Raw genomic sequence first — 19,677 nt, 5'->3', positions numbered from 1 at the left:
CCCGTCACGCCAACCCCTCCCGCGCGAGCACCGCGTCGACCTTGGCGTCCAACGCCATCCCCGCCGCGACCACCAGCGGATCCACGTCGATCCGCACCACCGCCCGCGCCGATCCCGCGACTCCCCGCCGCACCATGACCCGCTTCGCGATCGTCTCCCGCTCGGCGGGCGGGAAGTACGCGAAAGCCTGCCGCAGTGCCGGAAGCGCCACCAGGAAGTCCTCTTCGGACAGCGCGTGCACCAGGTCGTCCAGCAAGCCGACCACGGCCTCCGCAGACAGCACCTCCTCCCGCGCCACCGCGAACAGCCCGGCCAGCCAGTCGCCGATCGTCCGCGGCCCGGACATCCCCCGCACCGACCGTCCCACGTCGCCCGACTCCCCGAGCGACCACCCGAACCCGAACGCCGCCCCGCGCAGGTCCGGCGGTGCCTGCCCGTCCGCCTCGACCCGCCGGAACACCGCCACGGCCGCCTCCCGCCCGTGCTCCAGCACGGACCCGGCGTGCAGCACCGCGTCCCGCGTCGCCACCACCGCCCCCAACCGCCCGCGATCCGCCGGTTCCGCCCCGCCGTGCAGCCCCTCCACCAGCCACAACACCCGGTTCACCGCGGCGTCGATCACCGCCCCCAGCACCGCGCTCCCGGCCGTGCCGAACAACCGGTCGTGCCGCCACAGCCCCACCACGGCGGTCAGCACCCGCCCCAACGCCCCCAGCATCCCGGCCCCGCCGATCCGCGCGGTCAACGCCGCCACCGCACCGTCGGACACCTCGGAGATCCCGCACAGCGCGGCGTCGAACAGCACTACCGCGACCTCGTCGATCTCCGCGTCCGGCACCCGCGCGTGCAACACCGCGGCCGCCGCCTCACCCAACGTCGCCCCGTGGATGGAAGCCTCGATCAACGCGGGCACCCGATCCTCGGACGGCGCCAACTCCCACCGCTCGACGAACACCGGATCACCACCCCCGGAAGGCCCGGCCAACCGCCGAAACCCACCGATCCCCAACACCCGCAGCCGGTGCAACACCCGACTCCGCCGCAACCCCAGCTCATCGGCCAGGTCGACCCGCACCTCACCCCGCCCGTCGAGCCCGAGCGCGGCCAACTCCGCCCGCACCGCCTCCACCAGCGGGGGAGCAGGCGTAGCCGAGTGCAACCGCCCCACCCGATCCCCGCTGAGCGCGGCCACCATCTCCACCAACGCCGGATGCGCCCCCGCCCGCAACGGCCCCCGCACCGTCCACGGCGGCGGCTGCGTCAGGTCTTCCGACACCAACGCCCCGACCAACCCGTCGAGCACATCAGTCCGCGACGGCTGCCCATGCCCCCGCAACCGCGCCAACCCCTCAGCCAACGTCCGAGCCGCGATCAAATCCGCCGTCGACACCACCTGCCGACGCCGCCGCAACCGCCCCACCACCGACTCCACCAACGCGACAGCCGCACCAGCCACCCCATCGGTCCACAACCGCTGGTAGTACTCAGGCGACGGCATCCCGGACTGGTACCCGGTGAACGAGTCCAACCGCCGAAACGAGTACGGCACCAGATAACTGGCCCCCTCGGCGTCCACCGGCGGCCGAGGCACCTCCGGCCACCCCACCCCAGCCGCCCTAGGCTTCTCCGCGTTCTCCGCGTTCTCCGCGTTCTCCGCGTTTTCCAGCGGCCCCGCCGCCCGCCGCCACTCCGACTCCTCCGCTGCCCCAGCCAGTTCCGGCGGTACCGCAGTTGCGGCTCTCTCCGTTCCTTCCGGCGGTTTCGCCGCCTCCGGCCATCCCGCGTCCTCCGGCCGCCCGGCCGGTCCCGGCGAAGCCACCGTTCCAGGCCTCTTCGCTTCCCCCAGCGATCCCGCCGCCCCGGCCCGCCCCGCCAACACCCGCAGCGCGGGCGTGTGGAATCCACCCGTCACCACGACCACCGGCCGATCCCCGGCATCCTCCTGAGCCGCCCGGATCCACCGCGCCATGTACTCCTCGCGCGCCACGTCGTCGTCCCCGGCCGCCACCTCACCCCGCAGCAGGTCGAAGTACGCCGTCAGCCGCTCCGCGACCCCCTCGTCGGGCTCCACCTCCACCAGGTGGTCCCACAACGCGTCGACGTTGTCGACCGCGAACTCCCGGCACAGCCTCGCCGTCACCTCGGTGTACCGCGCCTCCGCGTCGGCGTACCGGTTGCCCAGCCCGGCGAACGCCGGATGCCATGCGGGAAGGTCGATGAAGCTCACCCGAGCCCCGCACGCCCGCCCCGCCGTGATCGCGACCCACTCCGGCGAGTACTCGCAGAACGGCGTCCACGACGCGTGCGACCGCTCCTCGTCCCGGTAGTAGGTGTAGACCGCCACCGGCAGCTCGTGCCCGAGCAGCAGCTCGTCGAGCCGGTCGTTCATGTCGACCGGCCCCTCCACCAGCACGTGCGCGGGCCGCAGCACCTCGATGGTCGACGCCACCAGCCGCGCGCACGCCGGGCTGTGGTGCCGGACCCCGACGAACGTGGTCGCCATCAGCCGGGCAGCAGGTGACGGGCCTGGTGCAGCGCCTGCCACTGCTCACCCCGGCGACGTGACGCCTGCTGCTCCAGGTACCGCCGCAACCGCGCCAGGTCGTCCGCGTTGTCCTTGGCCGCCGTCCCTGCCAGGCACTCCACCAGGTCCGCGGGCGTGCCCGCCTCCCCGCGCAGGAACCACCCGCGCAACCCCACCGCGTGCGCGACCGACACCGCTTCCGCCGTGCTCATCACCGTCGTCAGCCGGTCCATCGGCTGCCCCGACGCCGTCACCCCGTCCCGCAGCTCCCGGAACGTCGTCACCAGCACCTCCAGCACGTCCCGCCGGGGCTGCACGCCGACGCCCGACCGCTCCAGCAGCGCCCGCGCCTCCTGCTCCACCAGGTCCAGCTCGGTGGCGAAGTCCGCGATCGGGAACACGGTCTCGAAGTTGAACCGCCGCTTGAGCGCCGCGCTCATCTCGTTGACGCCCCGGTCCCGCGTGTTGGCGGTCGCGATCACGCTGAACCCGTCGTTGGCGAACACCATCGCGTCCGGCCCGGTCAGCTCCGGGATCGCCACCACCCGCTCGGACAGCAGCGACAACAGGCTGTCCTGCACCTCCAGCGGACACCGGGTGATCTCCTCGAACCGCACCACCTTGCCCTCGGCCATGCCCCGCAACATCGGCGCGGGCACCAGCGACCGCGGCGACGGCCCCTCCGAGACCAGCAGCGCGTAGTTCCACGAGTACTTGATCTGGTCCTCGGTCGTCGCCGCCCCGCCCTGGATCGTCAACGTCGACTCGCCGCACACCGCCGCCGCGATCAACTCCGACAGCAGCGACTTCGCCGTCCCCGGCTCGCCCACCAGCATCAGCCCGCGACTCGTCGCGAGCGTCACGAGCGCCCGGTCGATCAACGACGGATCACCCACGAACTTGCGCGTCACGCCCTCCCGCGGATCACCCACGATGAACCGCCGCGCCCCCTGCAAGCTCAACGCCCACCCCGGCGGCCGGTGCGCCGTGTCGGTCGCGCGCAGGTGCGCCAGCTCGTCGGCGAACCGCACCTCGGCCGGTGGCCGCTGGACCTTCTTCATGTCGGACAACGGATTCCTCAGCTCGTCAGGGACGACAGGTCGGCCAGCAGTTCGGACGCGGTGATCGGGTCCAGCTCGGCGAACTTCCGGGAACCCCGCCGAGCCCAGTCGCCGCCGCGGTCGTTGAGCCACACCGAGGTCAGCTTCTGCTCCTCGAACATCGTGACGATCCCGACCGGGATGCCGGGATCGAGGTTGACCACCAGCGACCCGCCCGGCACCGGTTTGGTGATCCAGCACTCCACGCCCGCGTCCTGCGGCTCCCCGCGGTGCCACCCGCGGTTGACCAGGCCCAGCACCTTGCCGACCGGCACCGCCACCCCCTCGAACCGCGCCAGCGCGTTGCCCGCCCGCTCCTCGGCGGTGAACGCGTGCACTGGCCTGCCGAGCTGCGCGAACGGTTGCAGGATCTCGTAGTCCGCGAACACCTCCGCCCACCCGTCCAGCGTGCCCGCCAGGTCCAGCGGGTGCGCGATCCCCACGACCGCGTCCGACGGCAGGTCGACCACGTCGTCGTGCACGTCGGCGAACGTCCGGTCCTCGGCCAACCGGAACCCCAGCCCGTCCTCGGTCACCCACACCAGCCGCCGCACCACGTGCCACAGCAGCGGGTGCGCCACGAACAGCGTCCGGAACTCCTCGGCGGGCCACCGCCGCCGCGCCACCATCGCCGCCTCGAACCGGCGGATCTGGTCGGCCGCGACCGTCCGCACGTCCTTCTTCAACAGCCCGAACCGCTTGTGCTCCGCGACCGCCAACTCCGGGTCGTCCTTCGCGCCCGGCTTCGGCAGGTCCTTGCGCCGCTTGCCGTCGCCGTCCTCCACGTACGGCTTGAGCTGCTCGTCGAACCCCACCAGGAACTTCCGCGGCCCGTAGTCGACGACCAGCGTCGCCGCGTCGTCCAGCCCGAAGTCCGGCACCAACCGGTCGGCCAACTGCTCCCCGGTCAGCCCCAGCTCGGCCGCGACCTGGTCGATCATCTCCCGCGCCCGCGACTTCAACCCGCCGAACTGGGCCTTCTGCGCGATCCCGTTGAGGTGCAGCAGCGCCACGTCCGAGCCGATCGCCGCCAACACCCCCAGCCCGGCCACCGCCTTCGAGTGCCCGCCCTCACCGGGCCACGCCCGGATGACGGGCGCGAGCGCCCGCACGACCTCGTCGTCGCCCAGCACCCCCAGCACGGGCAGCACCCACCCGTCCTTCGGCGGTGTCCCCGCGGCCCGCCACGCCTCGAACACCGCCCACGCGAACCGCGCCAGCGACTCCGGGTCGCACAGCTCCCGCACCACGTCCACGCCCGCGAACACGTCGTCCGGCTTCGACATCGCCAACATCGTCAGCACGTGCCCCACCGCCGGGTCCGGCAGCGAATGCCCCTTGTCCCGCAACAAGATCCGCGGCAGCAACGACGGCTCGGCCCACTCACCCACCAGGGGGACCTTCGCCGGGACGACGTCCAGCGGATCCGCGCTGATCAACGCCTCGACCGCCGCCTCCACCCGTTCCCCGTGCTCTTTCGCCGCCTGTCGCACCACGTCGACGTCCGCCCGTGCCGCGATCAGCCGCAACGCCGTCTCGGCGGCCCGCCGCGGCTTACCGGCCTTGCCCACCGCAGCTGGCACCAGCATCCGCGCCGCGGCCTCGGCGTGCCGCAGCAACCACGCGGTGGCCACGGCGTTCGCCGACTTGAGGCGCACCAGCCAGTCCGCCATCACCTCCGCGATCCGCTGGTCCACGAACGGCAGCAGCAGCTCACCCGCCGTGGACGGAGCGCCCTCCGCGATCCGCTGCACCACCGGGAGCCCGTCGAGCCCGAACCGGGCCACGAACGGCTTTCCCCAGTTCATCGCGCCCCACGTCTCCGGCCGCCACTCGGCGAGGATTGGCCGCACCAGCTTCTCCGGCGCTTTCATGACGAGCGCGGGCTGAAGGTGGTGAGGGATCTTGCCCTTCAGCATCTGGGGGAGGGCCACCACCCAGTCCGGGAACTTCGTGTTCGGCCAGTAGTACGAGCCGAACGCCTCGGCCCACACCTCGCGCTCACCCGGCTCCCACCGCATCGCCGACGGCACCGCCGCCACCAGCCCGTCGACCACCACGGGCTTCACCGCGGCGCGCTTGACCGTCCACGGGGGAGTGACCAGCAGCGCGGGCAACAACTCCGGGGGAGCGGCGGGCGCGGGCCCCTCCTCGGCGACGGCCCCCTCGACCACCACCCGCAGGTCCTCGTCCAGCTCCGGCAGCACGGCCGCGACCAGCGCCGGGTTCCCCTTCACGTGCCCGACCAGCAACGACCTCGCCGCCGCCCCGTTCGCGGCCGCCAGCAACCGCACCGCCCGCCGGGGATAGCGCTTGACCGCCCCGACCACCGCGGGCAGCACGAACCTGTCCTCCAACCGACCCAGCAGCAGACCGAACGCCTCATCGGTCGGCGTCCACGCCAACGCCTCCAGCAACAGCTTGCGCGTGTCGTCACCGGGCTTGTCGTCGAGCAGCCGGTCCACGACCGGCGCGATCCCCGCCCCGATGGCGCACACCAGCGTGGGCAGCACGTCCCGCTGGCTGATCCACTCCCCGTAGCCGTTCCGCTCGGCCGCCGCGGCCACCTGCTCCACCGTCCGCAGCGACGCCAGGAACAACCGGTGCTCCTCCACCAGCCTGGCCGCGCCCATCACCTCGGCGAACAGTTCGTCCACCCAGTCGTGCCGGGTCGACGCCAGGTAGGCCGCGATCGTCCGCGCCAGCACCGAGTCCCGCTCGGGCTCCAACGCCTCCACCGCGGCGAGGTAGTCGGCCTCGGGAGCCCCGGCCAGCAAAACCCGCAACCGCTCCACGACCTGCCGGTTCGCGTAGGGCCAGCGGGCGTGCTCGTCCACCCGCCACCCCAGCTTCGCCGTCTCCTTGCGACGCGCGCCCGACCACCCGATCTCGATCCGCCCCAGATCACGGGCCGCCGCCGCGGCGAACGCGTACCCGTGCCGCACCACCCACGCGTCCGCCAGCGCGGCCACGTCCTCCCGCCCGTAGTACCGCGACGCCTCACTCGTCAGCGTCGCCGCCACCGCCGCGGCCCCCACCGGCGTGGCCTGACCGTCCAGGTAGGACCGGGCCGCCGCCACGAGGTCCGGCTCCGAATCGGGGTTGACCAGAGCGTCCGCCAACTGCCGGGGCAACGGCTCCACCTTCGCGGCCAGGTAGGCGTCGACCTCCCGCGCGGACTTCACCGACCGCGACCGCGCCTGCCCCCGAACCGGCCGTGCCGCACCACGCCACGACGGCGGCACCACGAAGGTCACCTCGTCCGGCCACTCAGGACCGACCTCCGTGGCACCGACTTCCGCAGGGCTTGCCGCCACAGGGGTCACCGCGGGCTTCACCGCGGCAGGGGCACCCGCCTCCGCGTACCCCTTCTTCACCTTCTCCGCCACGAGCTTGTCCACGTGGGCGACGGCCAAGGCGTCCGACGCGAAGTCCTTCACCTTGGTCTGCCCCACGGACCCCAGCCGCCCGTAGCGCACCGTCACGCTCGCGCCGTCCCGCTCGATCTCCCAGAACTTCGCGGAGCCATCGGCTACGAGTTCCCACCTGCGCACGTCGTCTTCCCCCAGTTCGGTCCGGTTGGGACGCACGGTAGAGGCAGGGTCCGACAATTCCGTGCGCACCCTCGTTGACCTGGGGTAACTGCGTGAACACGCCCCGCGCTCGGTGGTAGGGGCAGCCCTACGCCCAGGACTCCTGCCGACCGCAGTGACCCCGGACCGCCCCGCTGCCACCGTTGACGTCGCCGCCACGCGAAACGGAGCCCGCCATGATCATCACGTCCCCACCGAGACCCCGGACCGAGATCCGGTGGCACCGCCCCCTGATGGCCTTGTCCGCCGCCATGGTCGCCTTGGTCGTCGTCTCGGCGATCGGCCTCCTCGTGGACGACCGGCTGATCAACGGCAGCCCCGCGTGGTTCAAGCCGTTCAAGTTCGGCGTCTCGTTCGCCCTCTTCGGCGCCACCCTCGCCTGGATGCTCACCCTGACCCGCCGCGCACCCCGCACCGGCTGGTGGGCGGGCACCGTGGTCGCCGTCGTGTCGTTCGCCGAAATGGCCGCGATCGTCACCCAGGTCGTCCGCGGCAAGGCCAGCCACTTCAACAACGAGACCGACTTCGACCAGACCCTCTTCAGCGTCATGGGCACGATGATCGTGGTCCTCTGGACCGCCACCCTCGTCGTCTCGGTCGTCGTCTCCCTGCGCTCCGACCTGGAACCGGCCACCACGTGGGCCATCAGGCTCGGCACAGGTCTGTCCCTGGTCGGCATGCTCCTCGCGTTCCTCATGACCCAGCCGACGGCCGCCCAGGAGGCGGAACTGGACGCCGACCACCACGTCCCGGCCATCGGCGCGCACAGCGTCGGCGTCCCCGACGGCGGCCCGTCCATGCCCGTCACCGGCTGGTCCACCACCGGCGGCGACCTGCGCATCCCGCACTTCATCGGCATCCACGCCCTGCAAGCCCTACCGCTGCTCAGCCTCCTCCTCATCGCCTTGGCAGCCCGAATCCCCGCCCTCGCGAACAGCACCACCCGCCTGCGCCTGGTCCTCATCGCCGCCGCCGGCTACGCCGCCCTGATCGCCCTGCTCACGTGGCAGGCCCTGCGCGGCCAACCCCTCCTCCACCTCGACGCCCAAACCCTCACCGCCGCGGCCGCACTGGTCGTCGTCCTCGCCATCTCCACGACCGTGACCCTGAAAGCCCGTAGCTATAGTCCGTGACGTGGCCGAACGCAGACGAAACGCACCGAGGACGACGACCACGGTGCTGGACCGCGACTGGACCACCACGGAGCTGGCGGGGGAGCACTACGAGCACACGGCGTTCCGCGACGTCGACATGACGGAGCTGGCCAACCGCGGCGCGACCTTCACCGACTGCGTCTTCAGCGGCGTCGAGTTCAACGTCTCCACCCACACCGAGTCGGCGTTCCTCAACTGCGCTTTCACCAGGTGCACGTTCTTCAACGCCACCTTCACCGACTGCAAGCTGGTGGGCGGCGTCTTCACCGACTGCACCTTCGACCTGCTGGCGGTCACCGGCGGCGACTGGTCGTTCACCGCCCTGCCGGGAGCCGACCTCCGCCGAGCCACCTTCACCCGCGTCCGCCTGCACGACACCGACCTCACCGCCGCCAAGTGCCAAGGCACCAGCTTCCTCGGCTGCGACCTCACCGACACCACCTGGCACGGCGCGGACCTGACCAAGGCCGACCTCCGAGGCAGCGACCTCCAAGGCCTCAACCCCACCGAGGTCCGCCTCGCAGGCGCCATGATCGACCCCGAACAGGCCCTCACCATCGCCGCCGCACTGGGCCTGCGCATCTGCTGACCGAGGGACCGATCGGTAACAGGGGAGGCCGGGTGCGCGATGTAGTGCGCATCGGCTGCGAGACAAGGCGAGGGGACCATGGCGAGTTCGTGCGACCGTGCGTTCCGCCTGGAAGTGCGGAACGCCACCGGTCCTCCACGCTTCGTGATCGGACGCCGGATCGCTTGCCGGGCATGGCATTCCGTAACAGGATTATCGCTTCCCACGTCCTTTTCGGACCTGTTGTGCACCTGAGGATCCGCACGTAAGCTCCGGTCGTTCTGTCGCAGTGGAACAGTGCGGGGCAAAGAGTCCTTTTCGGACAGTCGCAGAACCGAACCCCGATGGCGCCACGACCGGTTTGGCGCGAGGTCTCGTCTTGGTCAAGCGTCACGGAGGCACCGTTGCGAATCCTGCTTCTCTGCTCGGCTTTCAACGGCCTGTGCCAGCGCGTCTGGCTCGAACTCCGGGCAGCCGGGCACGACGTGAGCGTCGAGTTCGCGATCAGCGAGGAGCTGATGCGCACCGCGGTCGAGCTGGTTTCCCCGGATCTGATCCTCTGCCCGTTCCTGCGCGAACGGATCCCCGCCGACATCTGGAGCAGGCACCGCGCGGTGATCCTGCATCCCGGCCCGGTGGGCGATCGGGGCCCGTCGTCGTTGGACTGGGCCATCGCGGAGGCGGAACCGGTCTGGGGGGTGACCGCGCTCCAGGCGGTGGAGGACATGGACGCCGGACCGGTCTGGGGCACCCGCGCGTTCGAGATCCCGGCGGATCCGCCCCGCAAGAGCACCTTGTACAACGGCCCGGTCGCGGACGCCGCGGTGGAGCTGGCACTCGAGGTGGTGCGCAACGCGGCGGATCCGACGTTCAGCCCGACTCCGCTCGAACACCGGACCGACGCTTGGGGCACGCTGCGGCCCACCATGCGACAGGCGGACCGCGAGTTCTCCTGGACGGCGTCCACGGAGGAGATCCTGCGCCGTGTGCGGGCCGCGGACGGCGCACCCGGTGTGCGCACCACGCTCGACGGCGTCACCGTGTCCGTCTTCGACGCCCGGCCGGGCACCGCGTCCACCGGTGAACCCGGCACGATCGTGGAGCGGCGGCGCGACGAGCTGCTCGTCCGCACCGGTGACGGCGCGTTGTGGATCGGACACGCGCGGGTCAAGGGAAGCGTGAAGCTGCCCGCCGCGGTGGCGTTGGCGCACCACGTGGTGAACGTCCCTTCGTCGCCGGAGCCGGGCTGGTCCGAAACCTCGCCGGACGACGACATCCACTACCGGCGCGTCGGTGACGTGGGTGTCGTGAGCTTCGACTTCTACAACGGAGCGATGTCGACCACGCAGTGCGAGCGGCTCGCCGCCGCACTGCGGCACGCGAGCGATCAGGACACCAAGGTCCTGCTGCTCCGCGGTGGGGAGGCCTTCTCGAACGGCCTGAACCTCAACGTCATCGACACCGCGGAAGACCCGGCGGGCGAGGCGTGGCGGAACATCAACGCCATCGACGACGTGTGCAGGACCATCATCACCTGCACCCACCAGCTGGTGGTGGCATCGGTGGCGGGCAACGCGGGAGCGGGAGGCGTGATGCTGGCACTCGGCGCCGACCGGGTCGTCGTGCGCGCCGGAGTCGTGCTGAACCCGCACTACCTCACGATGGGCCTGACCGGTTCGGAGTACTGGACGTACGTCCTGCCGCGGCGGGTGGGTGAGCTCCAGGCGTGGTCGATCACCGAGAGCTGCCTGCCGATGAGCGCGGCGGACGCCGTTCGGACCGGACTCGCCGACGAGGTGATCGGAGGCGAACCGGCGGAGTTCGAGGCAGCCGTCCTCCGCTACGCCGAGCGGCTCGCCGCGGACAGCGGACGCGAAGAGCTCTTGACCGGCAAGCAAACCCGGCGCGCGGAAGACGAACGCCACCGGCCGCTCGAGACGTACCGGACCATGGAACTCGCCGAGATGTGCCGGGACATCTTCGACGACCGTCGCGGCTTCGCCGCCAAGCGCCACGCGTTCGTCACCAAGCAGAAGCCGATCGCGACGCCACCGCATCTCGCACCGCAACGAGGCGTGCGGTTCGCAACCCCCAGCGCGGTCGCGGTGGACACCGGCAGGCTCGTGGTCTGACCCCGGCGGCACCACTGGCCGGGGCGCGACATCCGCACCCCGGCCGCCGGCCGTCAGGAGTTCCGCAGGAACCGCTCCAACACCCGCACGCCGAACTTCAACGCGTCCACCGGCACCCGCTCGTCCACCCCGTGGAACAACGCCGAGAAGTCCAGGTCCGCGGGCAGCTTCAACGGCGCGAACCCGAAGTTCCGAATCCCCAACTGCTGGAACGACTTCGCGTCCGTCCCACCCGACAACATGTACGGCAGCACCCGCGCACCGGGGTCCTCAGCCGTGATCGACGCCGCCATCGCGTCCACCAACGCCCCGTCGAACGTCGTCTCCACCGGCGGCAGCCCAACCCACTCCCGCTCCACATCAGGCCCCAGCAGCTCCGCCAGCTCCCGATCGAACGCCTCTTCCCGCCCAGGCAGGATCCGGCAGTCCACTGTGGCCTGCGCCACAGACGGAATCACGTTCGCCTTGTACCCCGCCGACAACATCGTCGGATTCGCGGTATCCCGCAACGTCGCCCCGATCATCCGCGACAACGCCCCGAGCTTCCCAACAGCGCCCTCAAGATCCTCTTCCGGAAAATCCCATCCCGTGATCTCCGTGACCCCGTCCAGGAACTCCCGCACCGACGGCCGCACCACCAGCGGAAACCGGTGGTTCCCCAACTTCGTCACGGCCTCGGCCAACTTCGCCACGGCGTTGTCCCGATGGATCATCGACCCGTGCCCGGCGGTCCCACGCACGCGCAGGGTCAACCACCGAATCCCCTTCTCGGCGGTCTCCACCAGATAGGCCCGAGCATCATCCTTCAGGGTGATCGAAAACCCACCCACCTCACTGATCGCATCAGTGACCCCTTCGAACAGCTCAGGCCGGTTCTCCACCAGCCACTTCGCCCCGAAGAACCCCCCGGCTTCCTCATCCGCCAGAAACGCGAACACGATGTCCCGAGGCGGCACGATCCCATCCCGCTTGAACCGCCGAGCGACAGCCAACGACATGGCGACCATGTCCTTCATGTCGACGGCCCCACGCCCCCACACGTACCCGTCCTGCACAGCCCCCGAAAAGGGGTGAACAGACCACTCGGACGGGTCAGCAGGCACCACGTCCAGGTGCCCGTGCACCAACAACGCCCCACGAGACCGATCCGCCCCGGCCAACCGGGCGATCACGTTCCCCCGCCCCTTGGCCCCGGACTCGACATAGGTCGTCTCGTACCCCACCTCGGACAGCTTCTCAGCCACCCACTCAGCAGCCGCCCGCTCCCCAACCACGGTCGAGGGGTCCCCCGTGTTCGTACTGTCGATCCGAATCAGCTCACTGGCCAACCCCACGACCTCGTCCTGCGCCAGCAGCAGCCCCGCACCCTCACCCAAGTTGCTCACGCAGCCTTCCTACCACTGCTTCCACACCCTGGGAGCCCCAAGACACCCCCCGATTTTGGTACTTGGGAACGATCATGTAATCTATGCACACACCACGGCGAGAGCCGAAAGACCGGGTGGCGGAATGGCAGACGCGCTAGCTTGAGGTGCTAGTGCCCGAAAGGGCGTGGGGGTTCAAGTCCCCCCTCGGTCACTCTAACGTGGCATACCTGCCACAGAATCCGTGTCAGTGCTCGAACGCACTCCGACACGCAGCGATGGCTCGATGCGGATCCTCCTGTTCTCATGGACAGGAGGATTTCTCATGTCCGGGCCTCTGATCGCACCGATCGTTTTCCCGTCCTCCGTCACGGACGGACCATCGAACAATCGACCGGGCACCACCGCGGAACGTCTGCCGATTCCGCTGGCCTCCTTTCCGCCGGTACGGACCGGCGCGACCATTTACGGAATGGCCGCGGTCGACAGCGGCGGCCGTGTCGCCGACAACGTCGTCCTCCGAACACTGGCCTGGGGCCCCGGCACCGCCCTGGACCTCGAGATCCGCCACGGCCTGGTCGTGATCCACGCCACCGCACGCGGCACCAGTGCCGTGACCCCACAAGGATTCCTGCGCCTGTCGGTGTCCCTGCGCCGCCGCCTGGACCTGCACGCCGGAGACCGCGTCCTGCTCGCCGCCTACCCGGACCACCAGCTGCTGATCGTGCACCCGCCCATCGCCCTCGACGACCTGCTCGCTCCCGCGCACGCCCCGCTGCTGGGCGGTGATCCGGCATGAGCACGACCGCCGCAAGCACCGCCGACCTGGACGCCGCCCGCCTGCTGCTGGCACGCATGGGCGTCTCGGTCGAGGCTTTGCTGTCATCGGGTGGAGAGCGGAGCGAGGTTCCGACCTTCGCCGACTACGTCCCGACCGTCTCGGGCGCGGTCTCCGCCGGAACCAGACGCGCCTACGGCTCCTACTGGGACCGCATCGTCGCCCACTGGGGCGACCGACCCATCACCGACCCCACCCCCTCGGAGATCAAGCAGCTCGCCGAGCACGTCAAGGCCAACGTGGTGGTCCGCCGCAACGCCCGCGGCGGACGCGGCGCCGCCGAACACCTCATCGCCGCCCTGCGATGCCTCTACCGCCACGCCGAAGACGACGACCTCATCACCACCGGCGACAACCCCGCCATCAAAGTCCCCAAACCCACCCGACGCGCCTCCACCCGACGCGCCATCGCCAACGACCGCCTTGACGAGATCAACCACATCGCCGCCACCACCGGCAACGACCCCGAACTCGACACCCTCCTCCTACGCCTGCACACCGAAACCGCCTGCCGACGCGGCGGCGCCTTGGCACTGCGCCCCGAAGACCTCGACCCCGTCCAATGCCTGATCTTCCTGCGCGAAAAGGCGGAAACCGTGCGCTGGCAACCCATCTCACCCACCCTGATGAACCACCTCATCCGCCACGGCACCAACCGCGGCGCAGAACGCGGCACCCGGTTGTTGCGGCGCGCCAACGGCAAACCGTTCTCCACCCGCCGCTACGACCACCTCTGGACCCGCATCGGCGAACACCTGCCGTGGGCGGCAACCCAGGGACTCTCGATCCACTGGCTCCGCCACACCACCCTCACCTGGGTCGAACGCAACTTCGGCTACGCCGTCGCCCGCGCCTTCGCAGGCCACGCCGAAAACACCAACGACCCCGGAGCCACGGCCACCTACGTCCGCGCCACCGTCCAGGAAGTCGCGCAGGCCGTGGCCGCCCTCACCGGAGAACCCCACCCACTCGCCTAACCACGAAATCACGAGTTTGTGGCTGGCATCGATTTCTTCGGTGCCAGCCACAAACTTGGCTGGTAGAAATTTTGCGGCTTGTTACTGCAACTGGACACCGGAGGGGCACTTGATGCAGTCATAGTCGAATGGTTGCGGGGCCAAGTCTATATTTTGTGGCGCTCAGGTGTTTTCGAGATTTCTGCCAAGCATATCGAATTGTATTGCAGTGCCGGAGGTTTCACCCTTTTGGGGCGAGTAGGCGAGGTTGAGTACGCGCATTCTTGCGTCTAGGGCGTCTCGGATAAAATTTGTTAGCTGGGAATAGTGTTTGATGTGTGAGTACTCTTCATGCCAGGAATCCATTTTCTGTTTCCAGGTCCCGGTGCGTCCCGCAACGAAGGCAGTCAGGCGAAGGTGACTTATTGACAGGCCGCGGACACGTATCTTGCCATAGGTCTCGGGCAGTTCCAGCTCTTTGCGGGCGCTGACATAGGCATTGGCGACCTCTTGCGCTGTTGCTGCGGGGTGCACAACGAGCTTGATTCGCTGCCCCCAGGCGCGCCACTCGTTGTTGATTACTGGAGGTGATTGCTCTGTTACTCTGATCAGGCCAATAAGCGGTGACCACCCGGTCAAAACCCACGTGGCAGCCTGAGATTTCTCCCATCCATGTACTCTGGCAAGGCGCTCGGCTAGGCCATTGAGCTTGAATAACACGCCTCCCGGTGCAGCGACGGCCCGGTTTAGTTCCCAGGGGACAATTTCGTCGGCTATTCCTTGTCCACTTTCCTTGCCTTCTGATTCAGTGATATCATTGAATTTTTTAGGTGGAACCAGGAAATTAAACATTGTAACTCTTGTTGAGACGGCGATGTCATCTGAGATTGGCGGAATGGCGTGGCTTCGTTCCCAGTCTAGAGGCACTGGGACAACCGCGAGTTTGACGTTCTTGGACTGTTGGGCAGCTTGCTGTGTTACCCAATTTTGGATCTGCCCCGGCAGAAGAGGTAGGCCATCGGGTAGATGCTTTTGTCGGAACGCTGCAACGTCTGAGTCTGCCTCGGCATCGTCAGCCACCCAAGCTGTCAAGGCCATTTGAAAGGCCGCTGACCGAGCCTGAAGTGTAGCGATAAGCGTCCTCGGGCCAGTCGAAGGGTTCGGTCCGATCACACCTCGCCGTCGAGGCGAGGTCTCTTCCTCCGCCATGTCCCGTCGGATCTGCCTGACGTATTTGGCTGCGTCTCGCACCGCGACTTCGCCCATGACTTCGATGTCTCGTAGATAGCCCTCGCGTTGCAGTCGAGCGATCAGTCCTGCAGTGATCTCCTTGTCCGGCTTCAAGTGCTTGTTAAGGACGTCGACGCAAGCTGCGAGGTTCTCAGGTTCGCCTTGATCATCGAGACCACCGTCTTCGACTATCAGCATAGCCTATTGTAAACCGATGTCTCATCGTTGTGCTCATGCAGGAGCGCGACAACGCAGGTGTCGGAAGCAAGCAAGACAAGCTGCGTGAGAACAAGCACGGTCACGATGTCGAGAAGATCGACGACACGGCCGATCGCCCTCAAGTTGTTTGGGGTCAACGAATGGTGGTCCACCTGGAGGAGGCGCGGCAGGTCGTCGATGCGTTGCGGCGGCTGGTGGTCCGAGTAGCTTGGCTGGTCGCCGCAGTGGTCTTCTTGACCACTGTTGCAGCTCAGTTGTTCTGACGTGCGAGTTGCCGCATCGGCAAGGCGAGTGGCTTCGGGGAGCCACTCGCGGCTTGGGGTGTCAGTGTCGGGTGTGCTTGTGACCACGAGGGACCGCGTGGCAAAGGTCAAGTTGAGGACGATTGTGTACGAGTAGGGGCGGATCGGCTGTGTCGGGTTCGGTGGGCCTCCCGCGCACATCGCGTTGTTGCGGGATCTGTGCGTGCGGCAGCGGAAGTGGTTGGACGACAACGAATTCGAGCACGGCATCGCGGTGACGAACCTGCTTCCCGGTCCGGTCTCGACGCAGTTGGCGATCTTGTGCGCATGGTCGCTGCGCGGTGCATTGGGGGCGTTGGTTGGTGGAGTGTGCTTCATCGCGCCCGGCTCGGTGCTGATCCTCGCGTTGGCCGCGTTGTTCCTCGCGACGCACCCGCCGCTGTGGGTGGTCGGCGCCGCGGCGGGCGCCGGAGCGGTTGTTCCTGTTGTCGCTGCGCACGCGGCGGCGCAGTTGATTCCACGCAGCTGGCAGCGGCAGACGCGGGTATCGGCGCGCGGGTTCGGTGGGTGGGATATGTGCTGGTGAGTGCGGTCGCGGCTGCTGTGGCCGGCCCTTGGTTGGTAGTACTGCTGATCGTGGCCGGGCTGGTGGAGCGCGCGGTGCGGGTTTCACCAGGCCAGCGAGCAGTTTGCTTCCGGTACTCGCACTGCCGGCTGCGGTGAACGGGTTGCCCGCCGTGGGGTGGGTGGCGGCGAAGGTCGGGGCGCTGTCCTACGGTGGCGGGTTCGTGATCATCCCGTTGATGCGGCAGGACGCGGTCCGCACCTGCGACTGGATGACCGATGCGCAGTTCCTGAACGCGGTCGCGTTGGGCCAGGTGACGCCTGGTCCGGTGGTGTAGACCGTGGCGGTGGTCGGGTTTGCTGCCGCAGGGTTGTGGGGTGGTTGTTGGCCGCTGTGGTGGGGTTCGCGCCGTCGTTCGTGTTCGTCATCGTGGGCGGGCCACGGTTGGAGCAGTTGCGGGACAACCGGAAGGTCAATGCGTTCCTGATCGGAGCGGGAGCCGCGGCAATCGGCGCCATCGCCGGGTCGGCGTTGCCGCTCGCCCGGTCGCTGCATGAGCCATGGCAGTTCGTGCTGCTGGCGGTGGCGGTCCTGTGGTTGTTGGTCCTGCGGCGCGGTGTTGTCACCGCCCTGCTCGTGGCGGGTGTGGTCGGAGCGGTGATCGCCTCATTCGGCTGATCAGAGTTGCGGGTCGAGGAGTTCAGCGAGCAGGCTGCGCACGCGGCGGTCGATGTTGTCGCGGATGGGGCGGACGGCGTCGATGCCCTGGCCTGCGGGGTCGTCGAGGGGCCAGTCGAGGTAGCGCTTGCCGGGGAAGACGGGGCAGGTATCGCCGCAGCCCATGGTGATGACCACGTCGGAGGCTTCTACGTCGGCGTAGGAGAGCTTCGTGGGGACCTCGGTGGTGATGTCGAGGCCGAGTTCGGCTAGTGCTTCGGCTGCTGCCGGGTTGACCTGGTCCGCGGGTTCCGAGCCTGCCGAGCGGACCGCGACCCTGCCTAGCGCGTAGTGCTGGAGCAGCGCCGCGGCCATTTGGGACCTGCCCGCGTTGTGGACGCAGACGAACAGCACTTCCGGGGTCTTGCTCACCGTCGTTCTCCTCGTGGTGGCACTGCTGGTGAATCAGGGGTGTCCTTCTGGGATGAACGGACTTCGGCGTGTGGCTGTTCCTGGTGGTCAGTCGCCGACCAGTTCGGACACGAGGCCGCGGACCAGGCGGTCGATGTCGTCGCGGATTCGGCGCACGTCGGGCAGGGGCGACGCCGCGGGGTCGTCGACGTTCCAGTCGAGGTAGCGCTTGCCGGGGTACACGGGGCAGGTGTCGCCGCAGCCCATGGTGACCACTACGTCGGCCGCGCGGACGACCTCGTCGGTCAGGGGCTTGGGAAAGGCCTCGGTGAGGGGGATGCCGATCTCGGCGAGGGCTTCGGTGACCGCGGGAGGGATGTCGCCCTGCGGCTTGCTGCCCGCCGAGCGGACGGCGACCTTGCCGAAGGCGTGGTGTTCGAGCAGGGCGGCGGCCATCTGGGAGCGGGCGACGTTGTGCACGCAGATGAACAGGACCTGGGGCACGGTCACCGTGGTGAGGCCCTGGGCTCGGCCCTGGTCGGTGAGCCGTTGCTTCGCGAACCGGGCGGTCAGGGTCGTGAGGTAGGTGCGGACGGTCGCTGTGGTGTCGAGCAGGTCGTAGGTCTCGGCCACCACGGTGCTGACGGTCTCGCGGCTGAACACGCCCTGGAACTTCTCGGCCAGCTCGTCGACGATGCGGTGCAGCTGGTCGCCGATCTCGTGCTGGGGCGCTTCATGCTCGGCGCGGGTCATCGGAAGCTCCTGGCGTTCGTTGGATCGAAGTTCATCAATACAGAGCAGACCAGGTTGGATCGACGTATGTCAATCCAAGGGCGAGTCGTGTCCGCATGCTGGTTGCCTTGCCCGTCAGGTCTGACAAATCGACGAGTATCAATGTAGGCTCTGGATCGGTAACAGTCGATCCAGGCCTGGAGGCCCCCTTGAGCCAGGACACCCAGCCCGTCGCGGCGGAGTCCGATGTCCTGCGTCGGCTGTCATTCCTGGACAGGTTCCTGCCGGTGTGGATCGGCGTGGCCATGGTGGTCGGGCTGGCCTTCGGCCGGTTCGTGCCGGGGCTGCAAGGCGTGCTCGACGCGGTGAAGGTCGACGGGGTGTCGTTGCCGATCGCGCTGGGGCTGCTGTTGATGATGTACCCGGTGCTGGCGAAGGTCCGCTACGACAAGCTCGACACCGTCACGCGCGACAAGCGCGCGATGGTCCTGTCGCTGGTGCTGAACTGGGTCCTGGGGCCCGTGCTGATGTTCGCGCTGGCGTGGATCTTCCTCGCGGACCTGCCGGAGTACCGCACGGGGCTGATCATCGTCGGGCTGGCGCGGTGCATCGCGATGGTCATCATCTGGAACGACCTCGCCTGCGGTGACCGCGAGGCCGCCGCGGTGCTCGTGGCGCTGAACTCGGTGTTCCAGGTGGTGATGTTCGGGGTGCTCGGCTGGTTCTACCTCGACCTGCTGCCCGGATGGCTGGGACTGGGCACGACGTCGGTGGACTTCTCGCCGTGGGAGATCGCCAAGAGCGTGCTGGTCTTCCTCGGTATTCCGCTCGCTGCCGGCTATCTCAGTCGCAAGCTCGGCGAACGACGTCGCGGGCGGAGCTGGTACGAGTCGACGTTCCTGCCGAGGATCGGCCCCGTCGCGCTGTACGGCCTGCTGTTCACGATCGTCATCCTGTTCGCGCTACAGGGGGAGACGATCACCTCCCAGCCTTGGGACGTGGCGCGGATCGCGCTTCCGCTGCTCGTCTACTTCGCGATCATGTGGGCCGGGTCGTACGCGCTCGGGAAGGCGGCGGGGCTGTCGTACGAGCGCACGACCACGCTCGCCTTCACGGCGGCGGGCAACAACTTCGAGCTGGCCATCGCCGTGGCCATCGGGGTCTTCGGTGTGACGTCCGGCCAGGCACTGGCGGGGGTGGTGGGGCCGTTGATCGAGGTGCCGGTGCTCGTGGGGTTGGTCTACGTCAGCCTGTGGCTGCGCCGCCGGTGGATGGCGGGCTGACGGTCGCGGGGGCGGGTTGGGGGGGGGGCGGGGACACCCGAGAGCCCGGGCCGGCGGTGGTTGCCCGCCCGCCCCCCCCAGCGCCGGTGGAGGGGAGCGCGGCGCGGGG

The 19,677-nt window shown here is 68.9% G+C and carries 17 protein-coding genes and 1 tRNA gene; 11 read left to right on the top strand and 7 right to left on the bottom strand.

Features of this window, described 5'->3' with window-relative positions; genetic code table 11:
- Positions 1–4: 4 nt before the first annotated feature.
- The 3 genes from ACFWW9_RS10220 to ACFWW9_RS10210 are packed head-to-tail and all read right to left on the bottom strand — an operon-like array spanning position 5 to position 7,178.
- Positions 5–2,503 (bottom strand): DUF5682 family protein, encoded by a 2,499-nt coding sequence (locus ACFWW9_RS10220; RefSeq protein ID WP_390374185.1) that lies wholly within the window; start codon positions 2,501–2,503, stop codon positions 5–7.
- The gene (locus ACFWW9_RS10215) at positions 2,503–3,585 is read right to left on the bottom strand and encodes an AAA family ATPase (RefSeq protein WP_390374182.1); all 1,083 of its coding nucleotides are present in this window, start codon (positions 3,583–3,585) and stop codon (positions 2,503–2,505) included. The genes ACFWW9_RS10220 and ACFWW9_RS10215 overlap by 1 nt, the downstream gene beginning before the upstream one ends.
- A gap of 17 nt (positions 3,586–3,602) precedes the next feature.
- Positions 3,603–7,178 carry a WGR and DUF4132 domain-containing protein gene (locus tag ACFWW9_RS10210; protein ID WP_390374180.1) on the bottom strand — a complete coding sequence of 1,192 codons (3,576 nt, stop codon included), beginning with the start codon at positions 7,176–7,178 and terminating at the stop codon, positions 3,603–3,605.
- Positions 7,179–7,393: 215 nt separating this feature from the next.
- On the opposite strand from ACFWW9_RS10210, the gene ACFWW9_RS10205 reads away from it, so the two are divergent.
- From ACFWW9_RS10205 to ACFWW9_RS10195, 3 genes are all read left to right on the top strand, one after another.
- Positions 7,394–8,350 carry a hypothetical protein gene (locus tag ACFWW9_RS10205; RefSeq protein WP_390374177.1) on the top strand — a complete coding sequence of 319 codons (957 nt, stop codon included), beginning with the start codon at positions 7,394–7,396 and terminating at the stop codon, positions 8,348–8,350.
- A gap of 1 nt (position 8,351) precedes the next feature.
- Complete coding sequence (locus ACFWW9_RS10200) at positions 8,352–8,960, top strand: pentapeptide repeat-containing protein (protein ID WP_390374174.1); 609 nt, start codon at positions 8,352–8,354, stop codon at positions 8,958–8,960.
- 383 nt (positions 8,961–9,343) lie between these two features.
- Positions 9,344–11,071 (top strand): enoyl-CoA hydratase-related protein, encoded by a 1,728-nt coding sequence (locus ACFWW9_RS10195; protein ID WP_390374171.1) that lies wholly within the window; start codon positions 9,344–9,346, stop codon positions 11,069–11,071.
- Positions 11,072–11,124: 53 nt separating this feature from the next.
- On the opposite strand, the gene ACFWW9_RS10190 is transcribed toward ACFWW9_RS10195, so the two are convergent.
- Entirely contained in the window at positions 11,125–12,447 is a 1,323-nt protein-coding gene (locus tag ACFWW9_RS10190; protein WP_390374360.1) for a M20/M25/M40 family metallo-hydrolase, read from the bottom strand.
- Positions 12,448–12,566: 119 nt separating this feature from the next.
- On the opposite strand from ACFWW9_RS10190, the gene ACFWW9_RS10185 reads away from it, so the two are divergent.
- The 3 genes from ACFWW9_RS10185 to ACFWW9_RS10175 all read left to right on the top strand — a co-directional run bounded on the left by ACFWW9_RS10185 (position 12,567) and on the right by ACFWW9_RS10175 (position 14,250).
- A tRNA-Leu gene (locus tag ACFWW9_RS10185) sits at positions 12,567–12,649 on the top strand.
- 258 nt (positions 12,650–12,907) lie between these two features.
- Positions 12,908–13,234, top strand: coding sequence for an AbrB/MazE/SpoVT family DNA-binding domain-containing protein (locus tag ACFWW9_RS10180; protein WP_390374168.1), 327 nt, complete (start codon positions 12,908–12,910; stop codon positions 13,232–13,234).
- On the top strand, positions 13,231–14,250 hold the full coding sequence (locus tag ACFWW9_RS10175; RefSeq protein ID WP_390374166.1) for a tyrosine-type recombinase/integrase: 1,020 nt from the start codon (positions 13,231–13,233) through the stop codon (positions 14,248–14,250). The genes ACFWW9_RS10180 and ACFWW9_RS10175 overlap by 4 nt, the downstream gene beginning before the upstream one ends.
- 162 nt (positions 14,251–14,412) lie before the next feature.
- On the opposite strand, the gene ACFWW9_RS10170 is transcribed toward ACFWW9_RS10175, so the two are convergent.
- On the bottom strand, positions 14,413–15,657 hold the full coding sequence (locus ACFWW9_RS10170; protein WP_390374163.1) for a hypothetical protein: 1,245 nt from the start codon (positions 15,655–15,657) through the stop codon (positions 14,413–14,415).
- Positions 15,658–15,692: 35 nt separating this feature from the next.
- Here ACFWW9_RS10170 and ACFWW9_RS10165 point away from each other — a divergent pair, with 35 nt between their 5' ends.
- The 4 genes from ACFWW9_RS10165 (at position 15,693) to ACFWW9_RS10150 (ending at position 17,163) form a co-directional block, all read left to right on the top strand.
- A complete protein-coding gene (locus ACFWW9_RS10165; RefSeq protein ID WP_390374161.1) occupies positions 15,693–15,941 on the top strand; it encodes a hypothetical protein in 249 nt (82 codons plus the stop codon).
- A 142-nt stretch (positions 15,942–16,083) separates the two neighbouring features.
- Positions 16,084–16,506 (top strand): chromate transporter, encoded by a 423-nt coding sequence (locus ACFWW9_RS10160; RefSeq protein WP_390374358.1) that lies wholly within the window; start codon positions 16,084–16,086, stop codon positions 16,504–16,506.
- 133 nt (positions 16,507–16,639) lie between these two features.
- Positions 16,640–16,822 (top strand): chromate transporter, encoded by a 183-nt coding sequence (locus ACFWW9_RS10155; protein ID WP_390374159.1) that lies wholly within the window; start codon positions 16,640–16,642, stop codon positions 16,820–16,822.
- A 35-nt stretch (positions 16,823–16,857) separates the two neighbouring features.
- The gene (locus ACFWW9_RS10150; protein WP_390374157.1) at positions 16,858–17,163 is read left to right on the top strand and encodes a chromate transporter; all 306 of its coding nucleotides are present in this window, start codon (positions 16,858–16,860) and stop codon (positions 17,161–17,163) included.
- Here the strand turns inward: ACFWW9_RS10150 and ACFWW9_RS10145 are convergent, their stop codons facing one another.
- Together ACFWW9_RS10145 and ACFWW9_RS10140 are read right to left on the bottom strand one after the other, a co-directional pair.
- Positions 17,164–17,574: an arsenate reductase ArsC gene (locus ACFWW9_RS10145; RefSeq protein WP_390374154.1), complete on the bottom strand. Its 411-nt coding sequence runs from the start codon at positions 17,572–17,574 to the stop codon at positions 17,164–17,166.
- A gap of 87 nt (positions 17,575–17,661) precedes the next feature.
- Positions 17,662–18,306 carry an arsenate reductase ArsC gene (locus tag ACFWW9_RS10140; RefSeq protein ID WP_390374151.1) on the bottom strand — a complete coding sequence of 215 codons (645 nt, stop codon included), beginning with the start codon at positions 18,304–18,306 and terminating at the stop codon, positions 17,662–17,664.
- A gap of 188 nt (positions 18,307–18,494) precedes the next feature.
- Between ACFWW9_RS10140 and arsB the strand changes: the two genes are divergently transcribed.
- Positions 18,495–19,568: an ACR3 family arsenite efflux transporter gene (gene arsB / locus ACFWW9_RS10135; RefSeq protein ID WP_390374148.1), complete on the top strand. Its 1,074-nt coding sequence runs from the start codon at positions 18,495–18,497 to the stop codon at positions 19,566–19,568.
- The last annotated feature ends 109 nt before the right edge of the window (positions 19,569–19,677 follow it).

This window comes from Umezawaea sp. NPDC059074 (assembly GCF_042738955.1).
In the GTDB taxonomy this organism is placed as follows: Bacteria; Actinomycetota; Actinomycetes; order Mycobacteriales; family Pseudonocardiaceae; genus Umezawaea.
The sequence above is the reverse complement of the archived record's forward strand: the minus strand, read 5'-3'. Positions and strand labels throughout refer to the sequence as shown.

Coding starts and splice junctions, on each gene's coding strand:
- ACFWW9_RS10220 (WP_390374185.1), bottom strand. CDS start 2,503: ATGGCGACCACGTTCGTCGGGGTCCGGCACCACAGCCCGGCGTGCGCG.
- ACFWW9_RS10215 (WP_390374182.1), bottom strand. CDS start 3,585: ATGAAGAAGGTCCAGCGGCCACCGGCCGAGGTGCGGTTCGCCGACGAG.
- ACFWW9_RS10205 (WP_390374177.1), top strand. CDS start 7,394: ATGATCATCACGTCCCCACCGAGACCCCGGACCGAGATCCGGTGGCAC.
- ACFWW9_RS10180 (WP_390374168.1), top strand. CDS start 12,908: ATGGCCGCGGTCGACAGCGGCGGCCGTGTCGCCGACAACGTCGTCCTC.
- ACFWW9_RS10175 (WP_390374166.1), top strand. CDS start 13,231: ATGAGCACGACCGCCGCAAGCACCGCCGACCTGGACGCCGCCCGCCTG.
- ACFWW9_RS10170 (WP_390374163.1), bottom strand. CDS start 15,657: ATGCTGATAGTCGAAGACGGTGGTCTCGATGATCAAGGCGAACCTGAG.
- ACFWW9_RS10165 (WP_390374161.1), top strand. CDS start 15,693: ATGCAGGAGCGCGACAACGCAGGTGTCGGAAGCAAGCAAGACAAGCTG.
- ACFWW9_RS10140 (WP_390374151.1), bottom strand. CDS start 18,306: ATGACCCGCGCCGAGCATGAAGCGCCCCAGCACGAGATCGGCGACCAG.